Raw genomic sequence first — 20878 nt, 5'->3', positions numbered from 1 at the left:
TTTTAACGAGCTTTGTATTTACAAGCTAGGTATTAACAATATGCGCTGATTAAGCACAGAACCAGACTGAGTAGGGTCAGCAGCGATTGTACTATAGCCAGCCAGCACTGCCGAAAGAATAGTTTTCTGATGCCCTGTAGACGGTCACTCATTGTCAGGGTTATCAGTGAATCGGCTTTCGCCGGAAACAGGAACCGGAGTCCCTGATCAAAGGATTGCGCACCATGTTTGAGTAAGACTGGCAGTAATTTTCTATCAAGAGATACTCGCCAGAAGTAATAACTTTGCAGCAGCGCAATGAGTATACCGGCGAAAGCGATCAACCTGACCAGAAGCGAGCCGCCGAAAATAATCAACAGGCCGCATAAGCCTGCCAGCACCGCAGAGATAAAACCAAGCGCATACGTGGATGACAGGGCCGCTAACAGCACTTCTGCTTTCACCTCCTCAGGTTTTTCGGCCAGCGCTGTTTCTGTTGGGGATTGGTTAGTGATCATTATCGATCTCCATTGTCGGCCTGCTGATCTTATGGAGTAGTGCCCGGTGCCCTTCGTGGAGGATGCAGTCGGGCCTGACCTGAGTGATCATGTCCACAGCCTGCTCTACTGAACAGGCTTTATGGCTGTATAGCAGCCAGCCAGCCACCACCAGTGCACTGCGTGATAATCCCAGTGCGCAATGCACCAGCACCGTTTTCTTTTTCTCAACCAGGCAATTGAGTGTCTGAATCGCTGTCCACAGTGTTGCCTCATCGGGGATCGCCAGGTCGAGCATCGGTATGCGATATGTATGGTTGCAACGATAGCTCAGCGGCCGCATCTCGGCGGTTAGGTTCAGGTGTAAACTGGCGCCGCTGGTTTGTAATTCCTCCCTGCCCGGGACTTTACTCAGCCAGACTCCGTCGGTGACTTTTACACACCCCTGTCGGTGTCTGCTGAGCAACCGGGCGCTGAGATGGGCGCCGAGGAGGTAGGGGGTCAATAGTATCAATGCCGGCAGCGACATCTTTTGATTATCATATTGAAAAACCGAGATGCCTAATCCCCAATAGGCCAGCGCCATCAGGGCTGTTGCCGTGGCTGGCCACAACAATAACCAGCCCCAACAGCCGATAAAAATAGCGCTGAGGCTCAGAATCAGGGTGGCGAAACAATAATAGCCGGCCAGTTTGCTCTTCCGCTGTGCTGTCCAGCGCCAGTGATGAGCAACCGGGGGAATCATGTACATCACCACTAGCGCAACGATAAGTCCTCCAAGCACATCGATGACGTGGTGTTGCCAGGTCGTCAGTACTGAGATGCCGATTAACAGCATCCAGCTATGCATTAACAAGCGCGGCAGTAAGCCCCTGAGATGCTGGCTGAAGGTGTACCAGATTAGTACCAGTAAGCTGATATGCAGAGAGGGCGCCTGATTGTAGGGCTTATCGAAGCCGGTTAGCAGATTAAATAATTCACCATAGAGTCCATCGGTGGGTGGGCGGACAAAGGTGAACTCCAGTGGAAACAGCAGAAAACAGCTAACAGAAACAGCGGTAGCGGTTAGCAAGCGCAGAGCATGGCGATCAAGTTCAGCTTTGCTGGTGCAGAGGAATAGTGAGATGCCATACAACAGGTCGATGGACATATAGGGAATGATGGTCCAGTCCCAGAAGGGAATCTGTGTCTCCCAGGCAAAGACATACTGCCCAACATCGCTGCGGCCTGCCGTAAACGTATTGGCAAAACCGTAGCTGATAAAAAATGCTGGCCCGAGAAAGGCCAGCCAGATAAGCGCTCTGAGCCAGGGGCGTGGCGGTTGATCACCGAACATGACGGATTCAGTATTCATCGCTGCTTCCGCTTAGCGTCGCTGGGCAATTGAGACGCTGAAAATACCCCACTGGTCGATCAGCTGAGTACATTTTTCAAAACCAGCCTCGGCAACCAACTGGTCCATCTCCCCCTGTGAACGACAACGCATCACCCAGGGTTGGTTGCTCTGGTGGCTGCTCAGCACCCGTGCGATCAGCTCCTGCTGCGGATGCCAGGGCTGGTTGGTGTAGATCAGATAACCGCCGGGTTTCACCGCTTCGGCCAGCCCGGCAAGGGATGACTGCAGCAGGCTGTTATCGCTGAACAGTTCATACAGTCCGGAAACGATGGCAAGGGTCGGTTCTGGCTGTACTGCGGCTACCGATGCCTGATCAAACGCATCCCCTTGCTGGAACGTGCCGAATCTGTCAAAGCCTCGCTCAGCCAGCGCCTGGCTGCCTGCGGTCACGTTAATATCGCTGAAGTCCCGCAGCAGAATGCTATCGATCTCATCTTTACGGGGAGCGATAGCATCCAGAATATAACGGCCATGGCCCGCGGCAATATCAACGATACGGACGGGTTGCTGGTTGGCCTGTAACTGATCGATGGCCTGATTAATCAACTGTTCCAGGTGAAGTTTGCGTTGCCGGATACCACGCCAGCCAATGCTATTGAGATATACCTGGTCGATCTGCCTGCCCAGCCAGTTTTTCCCCTGTGGCTGGTTGCGATAGACATAATCGAGGGTGCTGCCGGAATCAAAGCCAGTCTCTTTACCTAACCGATACCCCTCTGATAACCGTGCGCCCAGACCGACCATTTTCTGCAGCAGCTGCCAATAGGTTCGTTTCAGCCCCGTTTCTGCCGTGGCCAGACTTTTATAGTGCTGATAACCCTGCCCCTGCTGATCTGATTGTCTCAGGTCGGGCTGATGTCGGGGCGTGTCAAAAAGTTCGCTGGTAAATTGGCGTATCTCTGTCAGAGCTTGCTCCCGGTTGAGTTCGCCCAGCGTGTCATGGAAAAAGCCGGGTAGCTCTATCAGCCGTTTGTTGCTGCTACCCAGGCGTGCCGCAAATTCATACTGAGGCTGTTTTCTGACTACCCAGTCACTGCCAGATACCAGTGTCAGGGTTGGTGTGTTGATAGCGTGGGCGTCTTTAACAGAGCGTTCACCTGCGGCATAAAGGTCCAGTAACAGGTTGGAGGCGATGGGCCGGGTAATCAGAGGGTCTGCGTTGTAGCTGCGAATTCTGTCAGGATCGTGGCTGAGCTGACTCGCTTTGACATAGGAGTTAACCGTGAAAATACCCCCGAGCTTTTGCCGCATTGCAATCATCTGTCGGGCGAAGGGGACATAGAGTTTAATATCAAATGCGGGTGCCGCCAGTATCATCCCGCGAATATCAGGGGCGTAGTCATGCACCCAGGTTGTCAGCATGATGGCACCGACACTCTGGCCTAACACGATGATCTGATCGGTTTTAAAGCCGTGGGCCTTGGTGATATGGCGAATAAAACAGTCGATATCCTGCACCAGAGTGGCAAAGCTTTCGGCATGGCCCCGTGCGCCGGAAGACTGACCCAGCCCCCGTGCATCCCAGGCAAAGAAGGCGGTATCAGGCAGCTGTAGTTCATCCACCAGATGACTCATTCGCCCGCCATGTTCGTGACCCCGATGAAACATCACAATCGCTCGTTGCGTATCGGTTGGTTGTATAGCGGGCCAATAGCGGTAAAACAGTTCGCTGTTATCGTGGCTCAGGAGGGTATGTTGCTCAGCACTGCGGTTGATAGGACGGGTCTCTTCCGCGATTATGGCAGGTTGGTTCATCTGTTGAGTCCTTGGTTGATTAAAGTCGGCTTAGTCTTCCATGATCAGACTTTGGTGAAAGCTTAAATCGACGGAGTATCGTTATCTGCTACTCAAGGGCGCGAACAGGGTTGTTGAGCAAAAGGAGGAGAGGGCGAGCGGTTGTCGGAGTGATAGTCCATATCATCATTTGTCCCCTGCTTTCCTTAGCAGTAAGAGCTAGTCTGTCAGAATAGATGGGTCAGTCAATAGCTTTCAGTTGTGGATTTGAGGCATATCAGCGAAAATAGCGCCCAATTATATTTTCTGGCTTCTGCCGATTGGTGTGCAGGGCAGTTTCCAAAACAACCGGATCTCTATGTCTAGTATCTCAAAGGAAGTATCGATTCGTCGTACTTTTGCTATTATCTCCCACCCGGATGCGGGTAAAACGACCATTACTGAAAAGCTGCTGTTGTTCGGAAACCTGATTCAGAAAGCGGGTACGGTTAAGGGTAAAAAATCGGATCGTCATGCAACCTCAGACTGGATGAGCATGGAGCAGGAGCGGGGTATCTCGGTTACCTCTTCGGTGATGCAGTTTCCCCACAAGGGACGCATTGTTAACCTGCTGGATACGCCGGGACACGAAGATTTCTCCGAGGATACCTACCGTACACTGACGGCCGTAGACTCGGCGCTGATGGTGGTGGATGGGGCGAAGGGTGTTGAGGACCGGACGATTAAACTGATGGAAGTTTGTCGTCTGCGGGATACACCGATTCTCTCCTTTGTGAACAAAATGGACCGGGATATTCGTGACCCGGTTGATTTGCTCGATGAGATCGAAGAGGTGCTGAAGATTGCCGCCGCCCCGATCACCTGGCCGATTGGCATGGGTAAGGACTTCCGCGGCGTGTATAACCTCTATACCGACACTATCCATGTGTTTACACCGGGACAGGGCAGTATTATTCCCGATGATATCCAGGTGCAGGGACTGGAGAGCGATGAGGCAAAAGCGCTGCTCGGAAATCTCTATGAAGATTTTCTTGAGGAGATCGACCTGGTACGTGGTGCCAGCCATGAATATGATCAGGATGAATATCTGGCGGGTCGTCTGACGCCGGTGTATTTTGGTACCGCATTGTCGAACTTCGGTGTGCGGGAGATGCTGGATGGTTTTGTTGAGTTTGCTCCTTCCCCGATTGCCCGGGAAACCGTTAGCCGGACCGTTCCGGCTGATGAAGAAGCCTTTTCTGGTTTTGTGTTTAAAATTCAGGCCAATATGGACCCGAAACACCGTGACCGGATCGCCTTTATGCGGGTTTGCTCCGGCAGTTATACCCGAGGCATGAAGATGCGTCATGTGCGCATCAAAAAAGATGTGAAAATAGCCGATGCGGTGACCTTCCTCGCCGGAGACCGTTCCAATGTAGAGGAGGCCTGGTCTGGTGATATTATCGGCTTGCATAACCACGGTACGATTCAGATCGGTGATACTTTTACCGAAGGTGAAGATCTAAAATTTACCGGTATTCCCCACTTTGCACCGGAGATGTTCCGCCGGGTGCGGGCCAAAGATCCTCTGAAGATGAAGCAGTTACAGAAAGGCTTGCAGCAGCTCTCAGAAGAGGGGGCAGTGCAGCTGTTTCAGCCGATCAACAAGAATGATCTGATTCTCGGAGCAGTAGGACAGCTACAGTTTGAGGTGGTGGTGTATCGTCTTAAAGATGAGTACAAGGTCGAATGTATGTATGAGCCGGTCACCATTGCAACCGCCCGCTGGGTTGAATGTGAAGATCATCGTAAGCTGGAAGAGTTTCGCCGTAAAGGCGGTGATAATCTGGCCCTGGATGGCGGCGGTCTGCTGACCTATCTGGCGCCAACCCGGGTTAACCTCAGCCTTACCGAAGAACGCTGGCCGGATATGCGCTTCCGCGCCACCCGAGAGCATTAAAGCATCACGACAAAAGCCGGCTGAATTGCCGGCTTTTTGTTTATACTGAATCTATGCCTCTAATTGATAACCACTTCATCGATAGCCATTGTCATCTGGACTTTGCTGAACTGGCCGATGACATCGACAACGTTCTTAATCGTGCCCGGAAAAGTGGCGTGGCAGGTTTTGTTGTCCCCGGTGTCTCTGAACCCCACTGGAGCCGCTTATTGCGCCTGTGTGCTGGCCATGCAGACCTCTATCCCGCGCTGGGATTGCACCCTTGTTTCGATCATCCGAATTTAGAGAACAGCTTACGTCGGCTGGAGCGAGAGTTACAAAACCGTTCGGAGCTGGTGGCGGTGGGAGAGATAGGTCTGGATCTGTTTATCCCTGATGCCGATCTCGATGCTCAGCTGGCAGTGTTGATCCCTCAGCTGAAACTGGCGAGAACCTATCAAAAGCCGGTGTTGCTGCATGTTCGTAAAGCCCATGATCAGGTGCTAAAACAGTTACGTCAGATAAAGTCAGAGCATGCCGGGCTGGTACATGCCTTTTCCGGTAGTGAGCAACAGGCCAGGGAGTACCTTAAACTGGGATTCCGGCTGGGTATTGGTGGCGCTGTTACCTATGATCGCGCGACAAAACTGAGAAAACTGGTAGCCGAATTACCGCTGGAAAGCTTTGTGCTGGAGACTGACAGCCCCGATATGCCGTTATCCGGTTATCAGGGACAGTTGAACTATCCCGAGAGAGTGGTCCAGATAGCAGCGGCAGTTGCCCGGATAAGGCAGCAGCCGCTGACGGAGATTATCGAGGTAACGACCTCTCAGTCTATGATGATTTTGTCGTTATAGAGGGCATCGTGGATATCCTCCAGCGTTTTCCAGACAGTATCGGTATATGCATTGGCAGGCACCCGATAGAAACGACCATTCTCACTGGTTTTTTCGGCGCTGTAGGGTGCGCCTTGAGGATTGAGAATCATCCGTAGCAGACTGCCGCGGTAGTTGGGGCCACTGATTTTGTTGCCATAGGCCCGTTCGATCGGGCCGGCATACTGGGTGCTACTGACAATTGAACTGAGGTCATGACAGGTCGATCCGCTTCCCTGACAATAACTGAAGTTTTTCAGATCCACTGTGTAGAAACTGACATCGGTTGGTTCAGCCAGCTTGGTGATGCTGTCCATGCATCCGGTCAGGGCCAGGGTCAATAGTGTTGCAGTGATCACTCTGAGCATGATATTTCCTGATATTGATCTGTTTAAGTCTTTATTTTGCAGTGTTAGCAACAATGTTCGCCATGAACGATCATCATATAGCGGGTCCTGTTGCTATTGTTTACTGCATATCATCGAACGGGTTGCCTATCTCCAGGCTGACAGGCTGGCAATACCCCGGCAGTCGGATCTCCTGGTTGCTGATTTCAAGGTCTTCACCGGTGAGCACATTGTGGTCATACAGATAGATCGGTCGGGTCAGGCCTTTGATACTGTTCTGGTCATAAGCGGCTGCCGCTTCCCGGGTGACAACAAGCTTATCCTGGTAACGGTTGATGGCTTCCTGTCCATGACGTTTCAGTAACATCTGCTGGGTAATGTGAGGGGCTAATACAACAGCACTGGCGTTGTTACCGCCAAACCCTTTTGAGTTGAGAATGACCGAATCCATCCCGGTTGGCCCAACTTCAATATGCTGATTACTCAGGTTGAGGTTGCTACTATGGATATCAGTGGCAAACTCTGGGGTGGTGGTGATGCCAGGAATATAGCCGTATTGCCAAACGCCCAGTGACAGGTTCATCTGGTCGCCGCCGGCGGTTCCCTGAGAGTGGCCAATGAAACATTTCAGGGCTGCGACGGTCCAGTTCTGGATACCGAACGCCTTGGCTGTTTCATTGATAACATGGGACTCTGTCACCCGGTTTTGCGGGGTACTGGTGCCATGGGCCTGGACGAAACTACGTTGCTGCAAAGACTCCTGTCCGAGCATGTTGTTGACCAGAGCTGCGGCTTTGCCCAGGGTAATATAGTTGCCGATACCCGGCGCCGAGATCGATTTCTTATGGCCGTCAGCGTTGACGAATACTTCCGGCACGGCACCGTAGATATCGGCACCCAGTTGAAGCGCCAGGTCATCGCTCATCAGCAGGGTAAACTGGGAAGACTCAGCAATAGTAAAGCCGCAGTTGTTGCCAAAGGGGCGACAGGCTTTACGGTAATCATCGGCACCCAGCTCGGTCAGGTTATCCAGTGCCAGCAGGTCTTTATCTTCTGCCAGCGCACCCATCGAGCGGAAACCTTCTATTACTTCCTGAGTGACCGGCGCATCGCTACCACCTACGAGTACTACCTTACGGCGTCCTGAGCGGATATCGTTAACCGCATTGCGCAGGTTGTAGAGGAAGGTGGCACAGGCGCCCAGTGACCCACCGGTAACCCCAACACTGCCAAGAATATAGGCGTTAACAAAGTCAGCCGGCATCTGTGCGTAGCCCAGTGGCATCTGCTTTGAGGTGGTGCGTTTGCCGATGGAGGGGTATTTAGTTAATCCGCCAAAGCCCAGGTCATCAAGTTGACCGATTGAGTTGCTGGCATAGACGCCGATCTGGTCAGGGCGTACCGCAGCAGCAATGGTATCCCACGGAATGCCGGCGGAGTGAAGTGCATCGGAGGCACCAAATACGGTCATCTGTATATTGCGCGGGTGGTTGCGTGACTGATACAGCTTGCCCGGCTGAAAACCGCTGGGCAACTGTCCGGCCGATTGCACCTGAGCTTCTTTAAAATCCGGGAAAATAACCTCCAGATCACCCTGCAGGGTCACTTCAATCAGGGTCGCAGATAGTGGCTTGACTGACCAGTTGGCAGGGATGTTCTGCGGTAGTTGGCGCTTGCGCAGGGTGAAGCTGATTGGTTCGGCAGAGGAGATTGTCGCAGGCTTGTTAAAGGTGACACTGTGGACATCAAAACACTCTTTTTCAATACGACGAATCAGTGTGCTGTTGCATACCTGCGGTGTGATCTTTTCGAGCAGCTCACTGACAGGAGTGGGATTGCCCTTTTGGTCGAGGTAGCTATTATCTTTGAAGCCCGCCAATCCCATCAGCGTAGCCAGGTCGAGAAGCGTTTCGGTGCGCGTCGTGTCATTCAGTTTGTCGAGGATCAGGCGACGGTAGCCATGGTGAAAGGAACTTCTTCCGGCTGGGCTGACGCCGCCGAAACCCACGATGACTGGTAGCTGAGACAAGTGATAATCCTCGGGACAAAAATGAAACGATCGCAATACAAAGGTCGTACTTATATGTTAATGCCGATTCTATAAGTTGTTGTTACCCGAGGCCAGTTCTATATCGGTAAAAATGTCTCGCTAAGGTAATATTCAGCTTAAAAAGTGATAATTTAACAACTAGATTGGCTAAGCTGGAACTTAGCAGGCAAAATAGAGACTAAGTCCGATTGAAAAATGGCTGATCTCATCGATTTTTTCAGCAATCAGTAGTGTCTGAGTCAGGCTGAGCTTTTTCGCAGATTCCCAAAGGAGTGATAATGAAAAAAATTATTGTTTTAGCTGGCGTGATTGCGCTGGCTGGCTGTCAGACGTTAGATCCTTATACTCAGGAAGCTAAAACCAGTAATGCAACGACCGGTGCTGGTATTGGCGCTGTAGCCGGTGCCGTTCTGGGTAATGCTGTGGCTGGTAAGGGTAAACGTACTGAAGGTGCGATTGCCGGAGCTTTGCTGGGTGGCGCGGTCGGCGGCGGCATTGGATATTATATGGATCAACAGGAGATGCTGCTGCGTCAGGAGCTGGAAGGCACCGGCGTGCGGGTTGAACGGATTGGTGACTCAATTCGCCTGATTATGCCGGGCAATGTGACCTTCCCGACCGGATCTTACAATATTGACCAGGGCTTCTATCCAACCCTGAACTCGGTCGCGAAAGTACTGGCTAAATTCGATAAGACGGTTGTCAGTGTCGACGGCTTTACGGATAGTACCGGATCGTTCGAAACCAATCAGACTCTGTCTGAACGTCGTGCCGCCAGTGTTGCACAGTATCTGTCCAGTAGAGGCATCGCGGCGCTAAGACTGCAATCCCGGGGCTATGGTGAGCGCTATCCTGTCGCCAGCAATGATACCGCTGGTGGCCGGGCGATGAACCGCCGGGTAGAAGTGAATATTCGCGGGACGCAGAAATAATTGCGGAGCAATTATTTCTCGATCGCTGCTTCGCGGCTCGCTAGAACGTGACTTCGTCACTCGCTAGACGGAAACTTCGTTTCCTTGCTAGAAAAAAAGCATAAACAAGAAACCGCCAATATGGCGGTTTTTTTTGTCAGGCTTCGACGCTGTCAGGATGGTTGCTATCCATCGAACACCGCACTTCACAGTTCGTTAGAGATTTTCTTATAGCCCTCTACCAGCGAGTGGTTGGCAGCCACCACCGATTCAGAAAATGATGAATAGTCCGGCGGGACCTGTTTAATCAGCTTCAGATCAAACTCCGGGCCGATACTGGTCATTGGCGGCACATGCATCTGTGCTGGCAGGTCCAGACCGTCAATGACGCAGTTATGGCGGATAACGCAGCCATCGTTAATGTGTGCCCGGAAGACCACACTGTTAAAGCCGATAAAGACATCATCTCCCACTATGCAGGGGCCATGGATAATTGAGCGGTGGGCGATTGAAGTCCGCTGCCCGATAGTGACCGCCGCACCGGATTTGGAATGGATGACCACGCCGTCCTGTATATTGGAGTCACGCCGAATAGTAATTGGTGCCATATTGCCATCAGCGTCCACCTCGTCTGCACGGATGACCGCGTAGGGGCCGACAAATACATTGGCTTCGATAATGACATGGCCACAGATAATAGCCGTAGGATCGATAAAGGCTTCCACCGACACCTGGGGACTGAGGCCTGAAGGGTTTTTCCGCAGCATGGTTCAGTTGCCCGTCGTGTATTTCTGGTCGATCACCACCGCATTATGAGCATGCAGACTCTCCTGATGCTCCACTTTAAACCAGTAATCGGTTATCTCATCCATCGTTTCCAGCGATCGCTTAATCCGTCGTGCTGCATCTTCACAGAACATCAGGTTTTCCGCATTAAGACGGGCGAACTCCTGCTCGTCGCTGCGTTTCACCGCCGTCTGTACCGGGGTGCCCAGGGCGGCTTCAAAACGATCAATCAGCGCGGGGAGCTGAGGGAAAGAGTGGTCATCCATTGTCAGCTTCAGGTAGGCATAGGAGCGTTGACTATGGGGCGTGGCGATGGAACCGGCTTCAGACTGGAGCCACTGTAGCAGAGATTCCTTATTGATCGTTGTACCGTCAAACTCCCGGTCGATCGCTTCGCTGTACAACTGTCTTGATAATGAAGCAGAGCACGGACAGGTGCTGGAATAGGGGATCGTCATCTCCAGCTGGATGCTAAGGTGATCGTTCAGCAGCTCCGCGCTGATGGTGAATGGATAGGACTGGTAGCCCTGTTCATTACTTTTCAGAGAGTTCCGTTGCAGCAGCAGATCAAAATGTAGCTGTATCCGTGCCCCCTGGCTGATGCCCTGTTGCGATTCCATCATAAAAGACAATAGCTGTGCCAGAGAGTCCCTGTTCAGGGGGCTTTGTGCCAGATGGTTGTTCATCTGCAGGTACAGCCGGGACATATGGATCCCCTTGGCATCCGGGCTATCCAGACTGACATAGAGGTTGGCCCTGGCGCTGATTGGCCGCTGAGGGTTATCGCCGCAGTCCAGTCTGATGGGTAGTGCGATATCTTCCATCCCTACCCATTGCAGCGTCAGTGCGTGTGACGCTACATGGTGGGCTGCCACATCCGGCAGTTGTTTAACATTTAGCATAGAGGTTTCGTTAGTTATGATATTCAGTGAGAGAAATTAAGTGCCATCGCCACCGGTTGTGATCCCGGCTGATGGCCATCGAAAACCCGGGTACCGTTGACCCAGGTGGAGAGAATCTGTGAATGGAAAGTGTGACCATCAAAGGGCGTCCAGCCACAGTGATAGTGGCATGAAGCATGGCTGGCCTGCGTCCGGCCCTCTGGGTTAATCAGAACCAGATCAGCAAAGTAGCCCTCCCGCAGGAAGCCCCGCTCCACAATGCCATACCGAAGCGCGGGATTATGGGCGGTTTTCTCCACCACCTGAGCTACTGTGAAACGTTGCTGATGGACATGATCCAGCAGGCTCAGCAGAGCATGCTCCACTAATGGTAGCCCTGCTGGCGCCTGCATATAGCTGCGATTTTTCTCCTCCCAGGTGTGGGGAGCATGATCGGTGGCGATAATATCTATCTGGCCGGTATGCAGTGCCTGAATGAGAGCATTCCTGTCATTGCTGGTTTTGATCGAGGGATTGCATTTAATCAGGTTGCCCAGGGCGGGATAATCTTCATCAGAGAACCAGAGGTGGTGGACACAGGCCTCGGCAGTGATCGATTTGCTGGTCACCGGGCCGGCTTCAAACAAGCTGAGTTCCTGTTCGGTGGTGATATGCAAAACATGCAGCTGACTGCCATAGCGCTTCGCCAGTCCCACGGCATAGGATGACGATGCATAACAGGCTTCACGGGAACGAATAATGGGGTGGTCAGTAATCTCTGGAACGATACCCGCTCGCTGATAATCATCCAGATTGCGCTTAATCACCGGCCCGCTTTCGCAATGGGTTACGATCAGTACCGGGCTCTCCCTGAAGAGTGACTCCAGTGTCTGTGGCGCTTCTACCAGCAGGTCACCGGTGGACGCCCCCATAAAGATTTTTACACCACAGTGGCGTGATGGGTCCAGCCTTTTAACCTCGTCCAGGTTATCCTGAGTGGCTCCCAGATAGAAAGCATAGTTAGCCACAGAGCTTTGTTGCGCCAGATCGTATTTATGCGCCAGTGCAGACAGTGTCGTCGTTGACGGGGTGACGTTCGGCATCTCCATAAAGCTGGTAATACCGCCAGCGACGGCTGCGCGGGATTCACTGGCAATAGTGCCCTTATGAGTCATCCCCGGTTCGCGAAAGTGTACCTGGTCATCGATCATTCCCGGAAGCAACCAGCAGCCCGCGGCATCAATAACGTCATCATTGGCATTCGCCGGGATATCTCCTGCGATCTGTTCGATACGCTGGCCCGATATCCGCAGATCGGCAATACATGTTGTTCCTTCGTTAATCAGAGTCGCATGTTTAATCAGGGTTGTTTTCATGGCTGACAGGCATCCCCGATAACCCTGACCTGCTGTTGTTCAGGCTCAACGGCAAGATAGAAACAGGCGGGTCGGCCGGTATGGCAGGCGGCCCCTTTCTGCGCTACCTGACAGAGAATGACATCGCCATCGCAATCAAATGACATACTGATCAGTTGTTGGGTATGTCCGCTGGTTGCTCCTTTTTCCCAGAGACGGTTACGGCTGCGGGACCAGTAAACCATACGTCCTGTATGCAGGGTTTTATGCAGTGCTTCCTGGTTCATCCAGGCCTGCATCAATACCGTTTTGGTTGAGTGATCCTGCGTGATAACCGGAATCAGTCCCTGTTCATTGAAACTGAGGTTATCCACTGCCATTGAAAGTGGCAGCCTGTGGTTATGGGCCTTGCCTTCCAGACGCTGAAAGAACGCTTTGCTCATATCACAATCTCTCCTGCCATAAATAACCTTTGAGTCATAGTGATCGACGTTAGAATAATAGAGTTAAACATGTTATAACATAACATTAATTTCGGTGATTGTAATATAAATGTAGGTGCTGGTGTGAATGTGCTAGAGCGGGAAGTAAGTCAGGACGGTGGTATCGCTTGTGGAGAGCAGGGTGGTGTTTCGGGTTTAACACCTGAAGTGATGACGCAGATCTATCAGAAACAGATAAATCTGGTGGTGTTGCAACGAACGCTGGCAACAGACGTGTCTGATTATAGCCGGATGCTGGTCGAGAGTAAGCCGGGTTTAAACTTCCGTTCAGTCCTCACACCAGAAAGAGCCGCCGAGTCACTAAGATCATCACTGCCAGATCTGCACAACCGAGCAGCGTTTATCGATGATGTGGTGTTGCTGCTGGAGATGTATTCCTGCTTGTTTGAACTCGATGAGGTGGGTGTCAGACTGCAGGTGCTGGATCGTGCAATGTGTCCCCGTTTTCATACCGACAAGCTGGGTTGTCGGCTGGTCAGCACTTACCTGGGGCAGGGAACAGAATGGCTTAATAATGATGATGTAGACCGCAGTAAACTGGGCGCAGGAAACAGGGGGATGAGTGATGAAAAATCGGGGCTGTACTCCAATCCAGCCTGTATTCAACAGGTTAATCCGGGGGATATTGTTCTGTTAAAAGGCGAAGGCTGGTATGGCAATGATGGGGCAGGAGCAGTGCACCGCTCTCCGGCAGTCCCCACAGGTGAAAAGCGTATCGTGCTGACCATGGATTTTGCCTGAAGATAACAATACTGGTTGTCAGAACGTGACTTCGTCACTTGCTAGTGGTTAGACGGAAACTTCGTTTCCTTGCTAGAAAAAACATAAATAAGAAACCTCCATTTAGTGTCAGGTTTCAACGGAACAGGTTTCAGAAAGCTATGACGGTGCTGACAGGCTATCTTCCAATACAAAGGGAGCATTACATAACTCATAACTTCTGCATTGTGATGTGGATATTAACAATTTTATTCTGAATCAAAACAGCCTAGCTAGAATCAAAAAAGGAGGCCGAAGCCCCCCTTTTTAGGTTCGCGAGTCGCTAAAACCTAACCTTCCTTGTGTATCTTCATGATGTAATAATAAGCCATTGCACCATATCCGATAACACCAAGAAGGGTTTGTAATGCTATAAAAAAACTTAACATTATACAGACTCCTTAGAGAAGCCCACCCTGCCCTGCTTACTGGCCAGCAAGGACTAGGTCATCATGAAAGAACCCTACGGGCGAGGGGGTTTGTGATCCCTATCACTAAGACCAGCAGCGGTTTCTCAGGCCGCTGGTTCAAGGGGCGAATAGAGCAATAAGCGCTCAAAACTTTACAGCTAGACGGAAAGTCGCCACAAACCACCTTCATTCACGAAGTCTTTGAAGTATAAAGGGTTGTTGATTAAGAATAAATCAAATTTAATTATGCTCATACTTACCATAGGTCATCTTTCCTTATATCCGAACACTTTATGAGAGCGCCCTATTAGGCTAAGACCCCCTATTAGCCTAGCCCTATAGGATAGCTAGTAAGATTGACATAATATGGCGTAATTGCTTATAGTAGGACTACATCATGAAAGAACCCTATGGGTTAGCTAGTAAGCCTCTCAACTTACTAGCGCGAAGAAGCCGCTATATGCGGCTTTTTTGTGTCTGTAATTTGTGAATCGTTGTACTTTCCTTATACACGGACACTTAATGAATCGCTATGCCATAAAGTGATTCATTTTGATTTTTTTGAGTAGCAAAACTGCGCCAAAACGTCTGCTATGGAGCTGATTTAGAACACTATGCATCAAAACATATATATTTTGTTTCATGCAAAGAGTGTCTGCTTTGTGCAAAGCAGACATAAATAGGATAGTTACTCAGCTTTCTTTGTTTTTTCTAGCAAGAAAAACGAAGTTTTTCGTCTAGCTCCTAGCAAGCGACGCAGTCGCGTCTAGCTAGCCGCTTCGCGGCGGTCTGCCTGGTAAGCGCTCCGCGCTTACCAGGAAATCACGACATCATCCGGCTGTATATTGTACAGCGCTCCATCCTCCATAAGCCGGCCGATGGAGAACATCGGTTGTACTTCGGTGACGGTGATGGTTTTGCGGGTGTTGGCGAGTTGTACATGGCTGCGCATATCGTCGGTGAAGAAGTTTGATTTGCGGTAGACCGTGAGTTTGTCGCCCACTTTTATACCCGCCAGGGCTCCGGCGTTGAACCAGAGCAGGTTGTCTTCGCTTTTGGTGATGCGGGCTGAGAAGGGCATGCAGCGCAGTTCATTATTGAGGTCGGTAGCCACCTGATTGAGCAGTTCGCGGGTTTGCTTGCCATAGTCCTGCCGCCAGAATTCAGCGCTGGCAAAACCGGGGCGGGCTTCGGGTTCGAGATTCCAGCGGCCGGCGGTGGCGTATTGTTTGCTGAATAGCAGTGCGCCGGAAAAGCCGTCATGGATATACAGATCCAGCACCAGCGACCGCAGGTGACGTTCGCTGCGATAATCCATGCGGTTATACAGATCTACCAGAATATTGCGATTCGGATCAATCACTGACGAGTCGTACATGGTCATATCGCGGATAACGCCAGAGACGATATATTGCACATCCAGCTGGCGGGTATAGTCGAGTACGGTGGTCAGCGCGCCCGCGCTGAGCTGGCGGGTGGGCGCTGTGGCTGCGGTTTCAAGAACATTGAGCATGCCTGCGTTAAGTGCCCGCAAATTACTGGTCTGATTGATCTGGTTGCTGAGAATATGGCTCAGCTCCGTCTGCATATTGCTCAGATAACCGAGATTAGCCTGTTGCGGATAGAGCAGCGGAAATGCAGTGATCGCGACTGATTTCTGGTAGCCGTGCCCGGACACCCCCGCAGCGCAGCCCTCTTCAAAGTCGATATCGGCGCGGATTTTGACCCACAGCATCCGTCCCTGGATTTTTTCATCCAGGACCTCAATGTTGCTCACCAGACCTAAGGTGCTGACCTGCATATTGTCGATGCTCAGGACGCCCTGATTAATGGTCTGAGTGCTGCTGACAATAGCGCTTGCCTGCAGTGATGCTTGCTGAGTGGCATTTTTGATAGCAGCCTGGCGTGCGGAATCAATATCCTTGTCGAATATCAGTGCGCGCCCCTCTGCTTCCATCGTAACGGCGTGCAGTGACAGGCTGAGAAAGCTGAACAAGAGTGCTGCGACGATACGAATCATAGGATTAAACATACTTTCTGGCTGACCGATAATACACTAAGGTATGCAAATTATTGATCTGTTGCAATACGGCAGGGACTGTTTAAGTACCTGATTTATGTTAGTTTAAACGCATATTTAATTCTGGGTGTCGGGTGTCGATGAGATATTCTTTACTGCTTGGTTCAATCCTGTTGACTGGATGCGTGCTGAATCAGCCGGTTCCGGTGACAGTGCAGAGTGTTGATCCGCAGGCGCTGGTGCAGATGCAGGAAGCTGAAGCCGCTAATCTTGCAGCGCAGCGGGAACTGACTAAACATGAGGTCAAAGTAGTTGGTGATCAGCCTTCGGGCGCTGACCCGCTAAGCGAAGCGGTGGCGCAGATGGCGGTACAGTTGAATGTTGGTCTGACTGAAAACAGGGTAAAGCGACTACCGATCGCTATTCTTCCCTTTGTGCAACTTGGCAATAAAGCCTCCGGTACTCCGACTGGTGAACGGCTAAGTGAGAACTTTATCTTTCAGTTGCAGCAGCATGGCTATAATCTGGTGGATTTTCGTGCGGTGAGCCTGAATACCACGGTTAAAGATCCACTTTCCGCAGAAAACCTGTCCGGTATACGCAACCGTTTTCGCATCCACTTTGTACTGACCGGCACCTACAGTCAGCATCCGGATGGCATCATTATCAATGCCCGGGTGCTGGACACTACCAGTCGCCAGATACTGGCTGCGGCACAGACGAATATTCCCTCAGAGCGGCTGGAAGGTGCATTACCTGGCTATGATCCGATTAAAGCGATGGATGACGGTATGATTATTGAAAATGGTACCCGTCAGATGGCGACGGAGGGCGCAGAGTGAAACTGCAATTCGGGCTGAAAAAAATAACTCAGAGTTTATTGGCACTGTTGCTGATTATTTCGCTGGGCGGTTGTGAAACCTTTGTTGAGTCCACTAAGGATATCGTCTCTGCGTTGCCGGATCTGCCGCCCAGTGTTGATAATACTCCGCTGGAGCCAAACTGGGTGCAGGTAACCGGTTATGCGCCGATCAGTCTGCAAGAGGGACAGAGTCAGCAGCATAAGATGCTGATGGCGATGAAGGCCTCAAAGCTGGATGCCTATCGCGAGCTGACGGCGCTGGTGCATGGCCAGTATGTGGCGGGTACTACATCGGTTAAGGATATGATTCTGCAGAACAACCAGTTTCAAGGGGCTGTGGCCGGGATTGTTCGCGGGGCGCGGGTAGTGAAAAGCTACCCGGTGCAGACAGATGTTTATGCCACTATCCTTGAGATTGATCTGAATCAGGTGCAGCGGGCCTGGCAGGCCAGTCAGTAGCGGCTGTAATGATTGTCGTTGGGTGATAAAAATGCCGGTTAATGATAGCGGCATTTTTTATCAATATTCGAGCGTTATGAAAGGTTATTCTGGCTTCTGAGTTGCTTCATAGGCTGTCAGCTGCTCCGGGGTTGCCTTTTTCTGGTGTTGCGCTTTCCATTCAGAATAGGGCATACCGTAGACCTGTTCGCAGGCCTCTTCATAACTCAGTTCAACGCCCTGTTCGTCGGCGGCCGCTTTATACCACTTTGACAGACAGTTGCGGCAGAAGCCTGCAAGAATCATCAGGTCGATGTTCTGCACATCTTTGCGTGTATCCAGGTGTTGTACCAGGCGGCGAAAGGCGGCGGCTTCAAGTTCGGTTTGGATCTGTTTATCCATGATTACTTCTCTTCTTCGTCGTGCTTTTTATGATCAGGGACTCAGGCTGATTTACTGTACTCGTCCAGTTGCTGACAGATTGTTTGTTGTAACTTCATGCAGATATCAGGATCACTGATTGGGTGGCCCTTATCATCGGTGATAAAGAAAAAGTCTTCTACCCGTTCGCCAATACTGGCAATTTTTGCCTTGCGCACCGAGATATCAAAGTCAACAAAGATGCCCCCTAATCGCGCCAGCAGTCCTGGGCGGTCAGGGGTGATGATCTCCAGTGTGGTCAGCTGTGTTGCCGGATCGGTACTCATGTTGACCTGGGTCGGATACGCAAACAGTTTCATCTGTCGTGGAATCCGGCGTTGAATAATGGCCGGGAAGTCGTCGGGATCATCCAGCTCTTCTACCAGATGCTTACGAATTGTTTCCAGAAACGCATCATCGTCAGGTAGTGGCATGTTGTCTTCAGCGAGTACCGTATAGGTGTTCAGTGCCTGGTTGTTGTCGGCCACCATAATACGGGCATCCTGGATGTTCAGGTTGAGCTGATCCAGCGCCGAAGCTGCGGCGGCGAAAAGCCTTGGCAGATCAGGCATGTAGACAAATATCTCGGTCGCACCCTCAAATGCCCGGTAGGAGGTTTTGCGAATCATTACCAGCGGTTGGTCGGAGTCACCGTGCTCCAGTATTGCCTTGGTTTGCCAGGCGATATGTTGTGGTTGTTCGCGCAGGAAGTAATCATCGCCCAGCAGGTTCCAGAACTCCATCACCTCGTGTTCGTTAAACCCTTTGCGCTGCATAATTGCCAGGGCTTCGCTCTGAATCTGTTCAACACGATCATCTTTGTTCACCGGATTTTCCAGGCCGCGACGCAATGCCCTTTTGGTTTCGGTGTAGAGCTGGCGCATTAGTGTCGCCCGCCAGCTGTTCCAGAGACTGTGGTTGGTAGCATTGATGTCGGCGACCGTGAGGATGTAGAGATAATCCAGATGGACGATATCCCGCACCTGCTTGGCAAAATGTAGAATCACGTCAGGGTCGGAGATATCTTTGCGTTGTGCGGTCATCGACATCAGCAGATGGTTGCGCACCAGCCATTGCACCATATGTGTGTCCCACTTTCCTAAATGGTGGCGCAGACAGAACGCTATGGCGTCTTCCGCCCCCAGTTCAGAGTGGTCACCGCCACGGCCCTTGGCGATATCATGATAGAGGCCCGCGATGTAGATCAGCTCAAGTTTTGGCAGCTGGTTGATAACACGATAAGCGATCGGGAACTTCTCCCGTTGATCCTTGTGGCGGAACTTACGGATCTTCTGAATCACTTTCAGGGTGTGGGCGTCGACGGTATAGATATGGAACAGGTCGTGCTGCATCTGCCCGACAATATCGCCAAATTCTGGCAGGTACAGGCCGAGAATGCCGAAGCGGTTCATCCGTTTCAGTTCAGTAGAAACCCCTTTTTCCTGTTTTAGCAGTTCCATAAATAGCGAGGTGTTACGAATATCGTTTCTGAATTCGTCGTCTATCCGGTGCCGGTTGTTTCTGATCAGGCGGATGGTGGATGCCCGCACTCCTTTGATCTCAGGGTGTTGCGCCAGCAGTACAAACATCTCCAGCATGGCAAACGGGTGGTGTTCAAAGACGCTTTCATAGGCTACCCGGATAAAACCGTTGTGCAGGTTGAAGCGGTTGTTCAGCGGTTCAATTACCTGCTCCTCTTCGCGGCGCAGAATCACCTCATCAAAGTATTGCAGCAGCATGCCGTTGAACTCTGACATCGCTTTAGCGACCCGGTAATATTTGTTCATAAACTGCTCGACCGCCAGGGCGCCGTTCTGATCAGTATAGCCGAACAGGTCGGCAAGACTGCGCTGATGGTCGAACAGCAGACGGTCTTCGCGGCGCTGGCCGAGCATGTGCAGCGCGTAGCGAACGGTCCAGAGGTACAGCTCGCCTTTATTCAGGGTGTCCAGCTCCAGCTCGGTGAGAAAACCGTGGTCTACCAGATCGCGGATATAGGTTGCACCAAAGTGGCGTTTTGCCACCCAGCCGATGGTCTGCAGGTCCCGCAGCCCTCCGGGGGAGTTCTTCAGGTTTGGCTCAAGATTGTACTCGGTGTCATTGGTTTTATCGTGACGCCCGTTTTGTTCGTTCACTTTAGCGAGGAAGAACTCTTTATCGGTCCAGGCGCCCTCGGAAGTGACCCTCAGATACATCTGAATATGCAGGTCGGGATTGCCCACCAGTGGCCGTGATTCAATCAGGTTGGTGGCGATGGTGATATCGTTTTGCGCTTCGTCATAACACTCGTCAATAGTGCGAACGCTGGAGCCAATATCGAGATTGATATCCCAGAGCAGGGTAAGAAAACCGCTGATACTCTCCTGTACTTCGCTGTCGCTGATGTTGTCCAGCAGAATCAGGATGTCGACATCAGAACGGGGGTGCAACTCACCGCGGCCATAACCGCCGACAGCCATCAGGCAGAAATGTTTCGCCTCAGGCCAGGCAAACAGGTTCCAGGCCTGCAGTAGTAACTGGTCGATTAGCCAGGCCCGGCCATAGATCAGTTTACGGATATCCTCGCCGTCCCTGAAACGGGCATCCATGGTTTCCTGTGCCGCTTTCAGAGCGTTTTTAAATACAGGGATGGGCGATTTGGATTGCGCCAGAGCAGCCGAAAACTCACTGGCTGAAAAGAGGGTTTCATCGGCAGCAAAAGCGGTATGCGACATGGATTGTCCCCGTCAGCAGTAGG

18 protein-coding genes are annotated in these 20878 nt (G+C 51.5%); 6 read left to right on the top strand and 12 right to left on the bottom strand.

From position 1 onward, the window contains the following. Nucleotides 1-32: 32 nt before the first annotated feature. The 3 genes from ACQY8X_RS04500 to ACQY8X_RS04490 are packed head-to-tail and all read right to left on the bottom strand — an operon-like array spanning nucleotide 33 to nucleotide 3627. Entirely contained in the window at nucleotides 33-497 is a 465-nt protein-coding gene (locus tag ACQY8X_RS04500; RefSeq protein WP_428033950.1) for a hypothetical protein, read from the bottom strand. Further along, nucleotides 487-1830 carry a phosphatase PAP2/dual specificity phosphatase family protein gene (locus ACQY8X_RS04495; protein ID WP_428033949.1) on the bottom strand — a complete coding sequence of 448 codons (1344 nt, stop codon included), beginning with the start codon at nucleotides 1828-1830 and terminating at the stop codon, nucleotides 487-489. Before ACQY8X_RS04495 ends, ACQY8X_RS04500 begins: the two co-directional genes overlap by 11 nt. Before the next feature lie 12 nt (nucleotides 1831-1842). Beyond that, a complete protein-coding gene (locus tag ACQY8X_RS04490) occupies nucleotides 1843-3627 on the bottom strand; it encodes a bifunctional alpha/beta hydrolase/class I SAM-dependent methyltransferase (protein WP_428033948.1) in 1785 nt (594 codons plus the stop codon). Nucleotides 3628-3964: 337 nt separating this feature from the next. Here ACQY8X_RS04490 and ACQY8X_RS04485 point away from each other — a divergent pair, with 337 nt between their 5' ends. Together ACQY8X_RS04485 and ACQY8X_RS04480 are read left to right on the top strand one after the other, a co-directional pair. Continuing rightward, the gene (locus ACQY8X_RS04485; RefSeq protein ID WP_428033947.1) at nucleotides 3965-5545 is read left to right on the top strand and encodes a peptide chain release factor 3; all 1581 of its coding nucleotides are present in this window, start codon (nucleotides 3965-3967) and stop codon (nucleotides 5543-5545) included. A 53-nt stretch (nucleotides 5546-5598) separates the two neighbouring features. Continuing rightward, entirely contained in the window at nucleotides 5599-6381 is a 783-nt protein-coding gene (locus tag ACQY8X_RS04480) for a TatD family hydrolase (RefSeq protein ID WP_428033946.1), read from the top strand. On the opposite strand, the gene ACQY8X_RS04475 is transcribed toward ACQY8X_RS04480, so the two are convergent. Next, nucleotides 6354-6767: a hypothetical protein gene (locus tag ACQY8X_RS04475; RefSeq protein WP_428033945.1), complete on the bottom strand. Its 414-nt coding sequence runs from the start codon at nucleotides 6765-6767 to the stop codon at nucleotides 6354-6356. The genes ACQY8X_RS04480 and ACQY8X_RS04475 overlap by 28 nt on opposite strands. Before the next feature lie 100 nt (nucleotides 6768-6867). Beyond that, nucleotides 6868-8775: a beta-ketoacyl synthase gene (locus ACQY8X_RS04470; RefSeq protein ID WP_428033944.1), complete on the bottom strand. Its 1908-nt coding sequence runs from the start codon at nucleotides 8773-8775 to the stop codon at nucleotides 6868-6870. Nucleotides 8776-9074: 299 nt separating this feature from the next. On the opposite strand from ACQY8X_RS04470, the gene ACQY8X_RS04465 reads away from it, so the two are divergent. After that, nucleotides 9075-9728 carry an OmpA family protein gene (locus tag ACQY8X_RS04465; protein ID WP_428033943.1) on the top strand — a complete coding sequence of 218 codons (654 nt, stop codon included), beginning with the start codon at nucleotides 9075-9077 and terminating at the stop codon, nucleotides 9726-9728. Between the two features lie 185 nt (nucleotides 9729-9913). Here ACQY8X_RS04465 and ACQY8X_RS04460 read toward each other — a convergent pair whose 3' ends face one another. The 4 genes from ACQY8X_RS04460 to hisI are packed head-to-tail and all read right to left on the bottom strand — an operon-like array spanning nucleotide 9914 to nucleotide 13172. Then, nucleotides 9914-10474, bottom strand: coding sequence for a DapH/DapD/GlmU-related protein (locus ACQY8X_RS04460; RefSeq protein WP_428033942.1), 561 nt, complete (start codon nucleotides 10472-10474; stop codon nucleotides 9914-9916). Nucleotides 10475-10477: 3 nt separating this feature from the next. Beyond that, nucleotides 10478-11395, bottom strand: a complete 918-nt coding sequence (folE2, locus tag ACQY8X_RS04455) for a GTP cyclohydrolase FolE2 (RefSeq protein ID WP_428033941.1) — start codon at nucleotides 11393-11395, stop codon at nucleotides 10478-10480. A gap of 23 nt (nucleotides 11396-11418) precedes the next feature. Next, a complete protein-coding gene (locus ACQY8X_RS04450; RefSeq protein ID WP_428033940.1) occupies nucleotides 11419-12750 on the bottom strand; it encodes a dihydroorotase in 1332 nt (443 codons plus the stop codon). Continuing rightward, nucleotides 12747-13172, bottom strand: a complete 426-nt coding sequence (hisI, locus tag ACQY8X_RS04445) for a phosphoribosyl-AMP cyclohydrolase (protein WP_428033939.1) — start codon at nucleotides 13170-13172, stop codon at nucleotides 12747-12749. Before hisI ends, ACQY8X_RS04450 begins: the two co-directional genes overlap by 4 nt. Before the next feature lie 123 nt (nucleotides 13173-13295). On the opposite strand from hisI, the gene ACQY8X_RS04440 reads away from it, so the two are divergent. Continuing rightward, complete coding sequence (locus tag ACQY8X_RS04440) at nucleotides 13296-13973, top strand: DUF1826 domain-containing protein (RefSeq protein ID WP_428033938.1); 678 nt, start codon at nucleotides 13296-13298, stop codon at nucleotides 13971-13973. A gap of 1239 nt (nucleotides 13974-15212) precedes the next feature. On the opposite strand, the gene ACQY8X_RS04435 is transcribed toward ACQY8X_RS04440, so the two are convergent. Beyond that, nucleotides 15213-16433 (bottom strand): flagellar assembly protein T N-terminal domain-containing protein, encoded by a 1221-nt coding sequence (locus ACQY8X_RS04435; protein WP_428033937.1) that lies wholly within the window; start codon nucleotides 16431-16433, stop codon nucleotides 15213-15215. A gap of 128 nt (nucleotides 16434-16561) precedes the next feature. Here ACQY8X_RS04435 and ACQY8X_RS04430 point away from each other — a divergent pair, with 128 nt between their 5' ends. Both ACQY8X_RS04430 and ACQY8X_RS04425 read left to right on the top strand, forming a co-directional pair. Next, nucleotides 16562-17263: a FlgO family outer membrane protein gene (locus tag ACQY8X_RS04430; RefSeq protein WP_428033936.1), complete on the top strand. Its 702-nt coding sequence runs from the start codon at nucleotides 16562-16564 to the stop codon at nucleotides 17261-17263. Further along, a complete protein-coding gene (locus tag ACQY8X_RS04425; RefSeq protein ID WP_428033935.1) occupies nucleotides 17260-17742 on the top strand; it encodes an LPP20 family lipoprotein in 483 nt (160 codons plus the stop codon). Before ACQY8X_RS04430 ends, ACQY8X_RS04425 begins: the two co-directional genes overlap by 4 nt. Before the next feature lie 84 nt (nucleotides 17743-17826). Here ACQY8X_RS04425 and ACQY8X_RS04420 read toward each other — a convergent pair whose 3' ends face one another. Together ACQY8X_RS04420 and ACQY8X_RS04415 are read right to left on the bottom strand one after the other, a co-directional pair. Beyond that, nucleotides 17827-18123, bottom strand: a complete 297-nt coding sequence (locus tag ACQY8X_RS04420) for a DUF1244 domain-containing protein (protein ID WP_428033934.1) — start codon at nucleotides 18121-18123, stop codon at nucleotides 17827-17829. Between the two features lie 41 nt (nucleotides 18124-18164). Then, nucleotides 18165-20855 carry a [protein-PII] uridylyltransferase gene (locus ACQY8X_RS04415; RefSeq protein ID WP_428033933.1) on the bottom strand — a complete coding sequence of 897 codons (2691 nt, stop codon included), beginning with the start codon at nucleotides 20853-20855 and terminating at the stop codon, nucleotides 18165-18167. Between the last annotated feature and the right edge of the window lie 23 nt (nucleotides 20856-20878).

The sequence above is a fragment of the Amphritea sp. genome (assembly GCF_050300915.1).
Classification (GTDB): Bacteria; Pseudomonadota; Gammaproteobacteria; order Pseudomonadales; family Balneatricaceae; genus Amphritea.
Note: the sequence above shows the minus strand (reverse complement) of the source record. Positions and strands in the feature narration are given on the sequence as shown.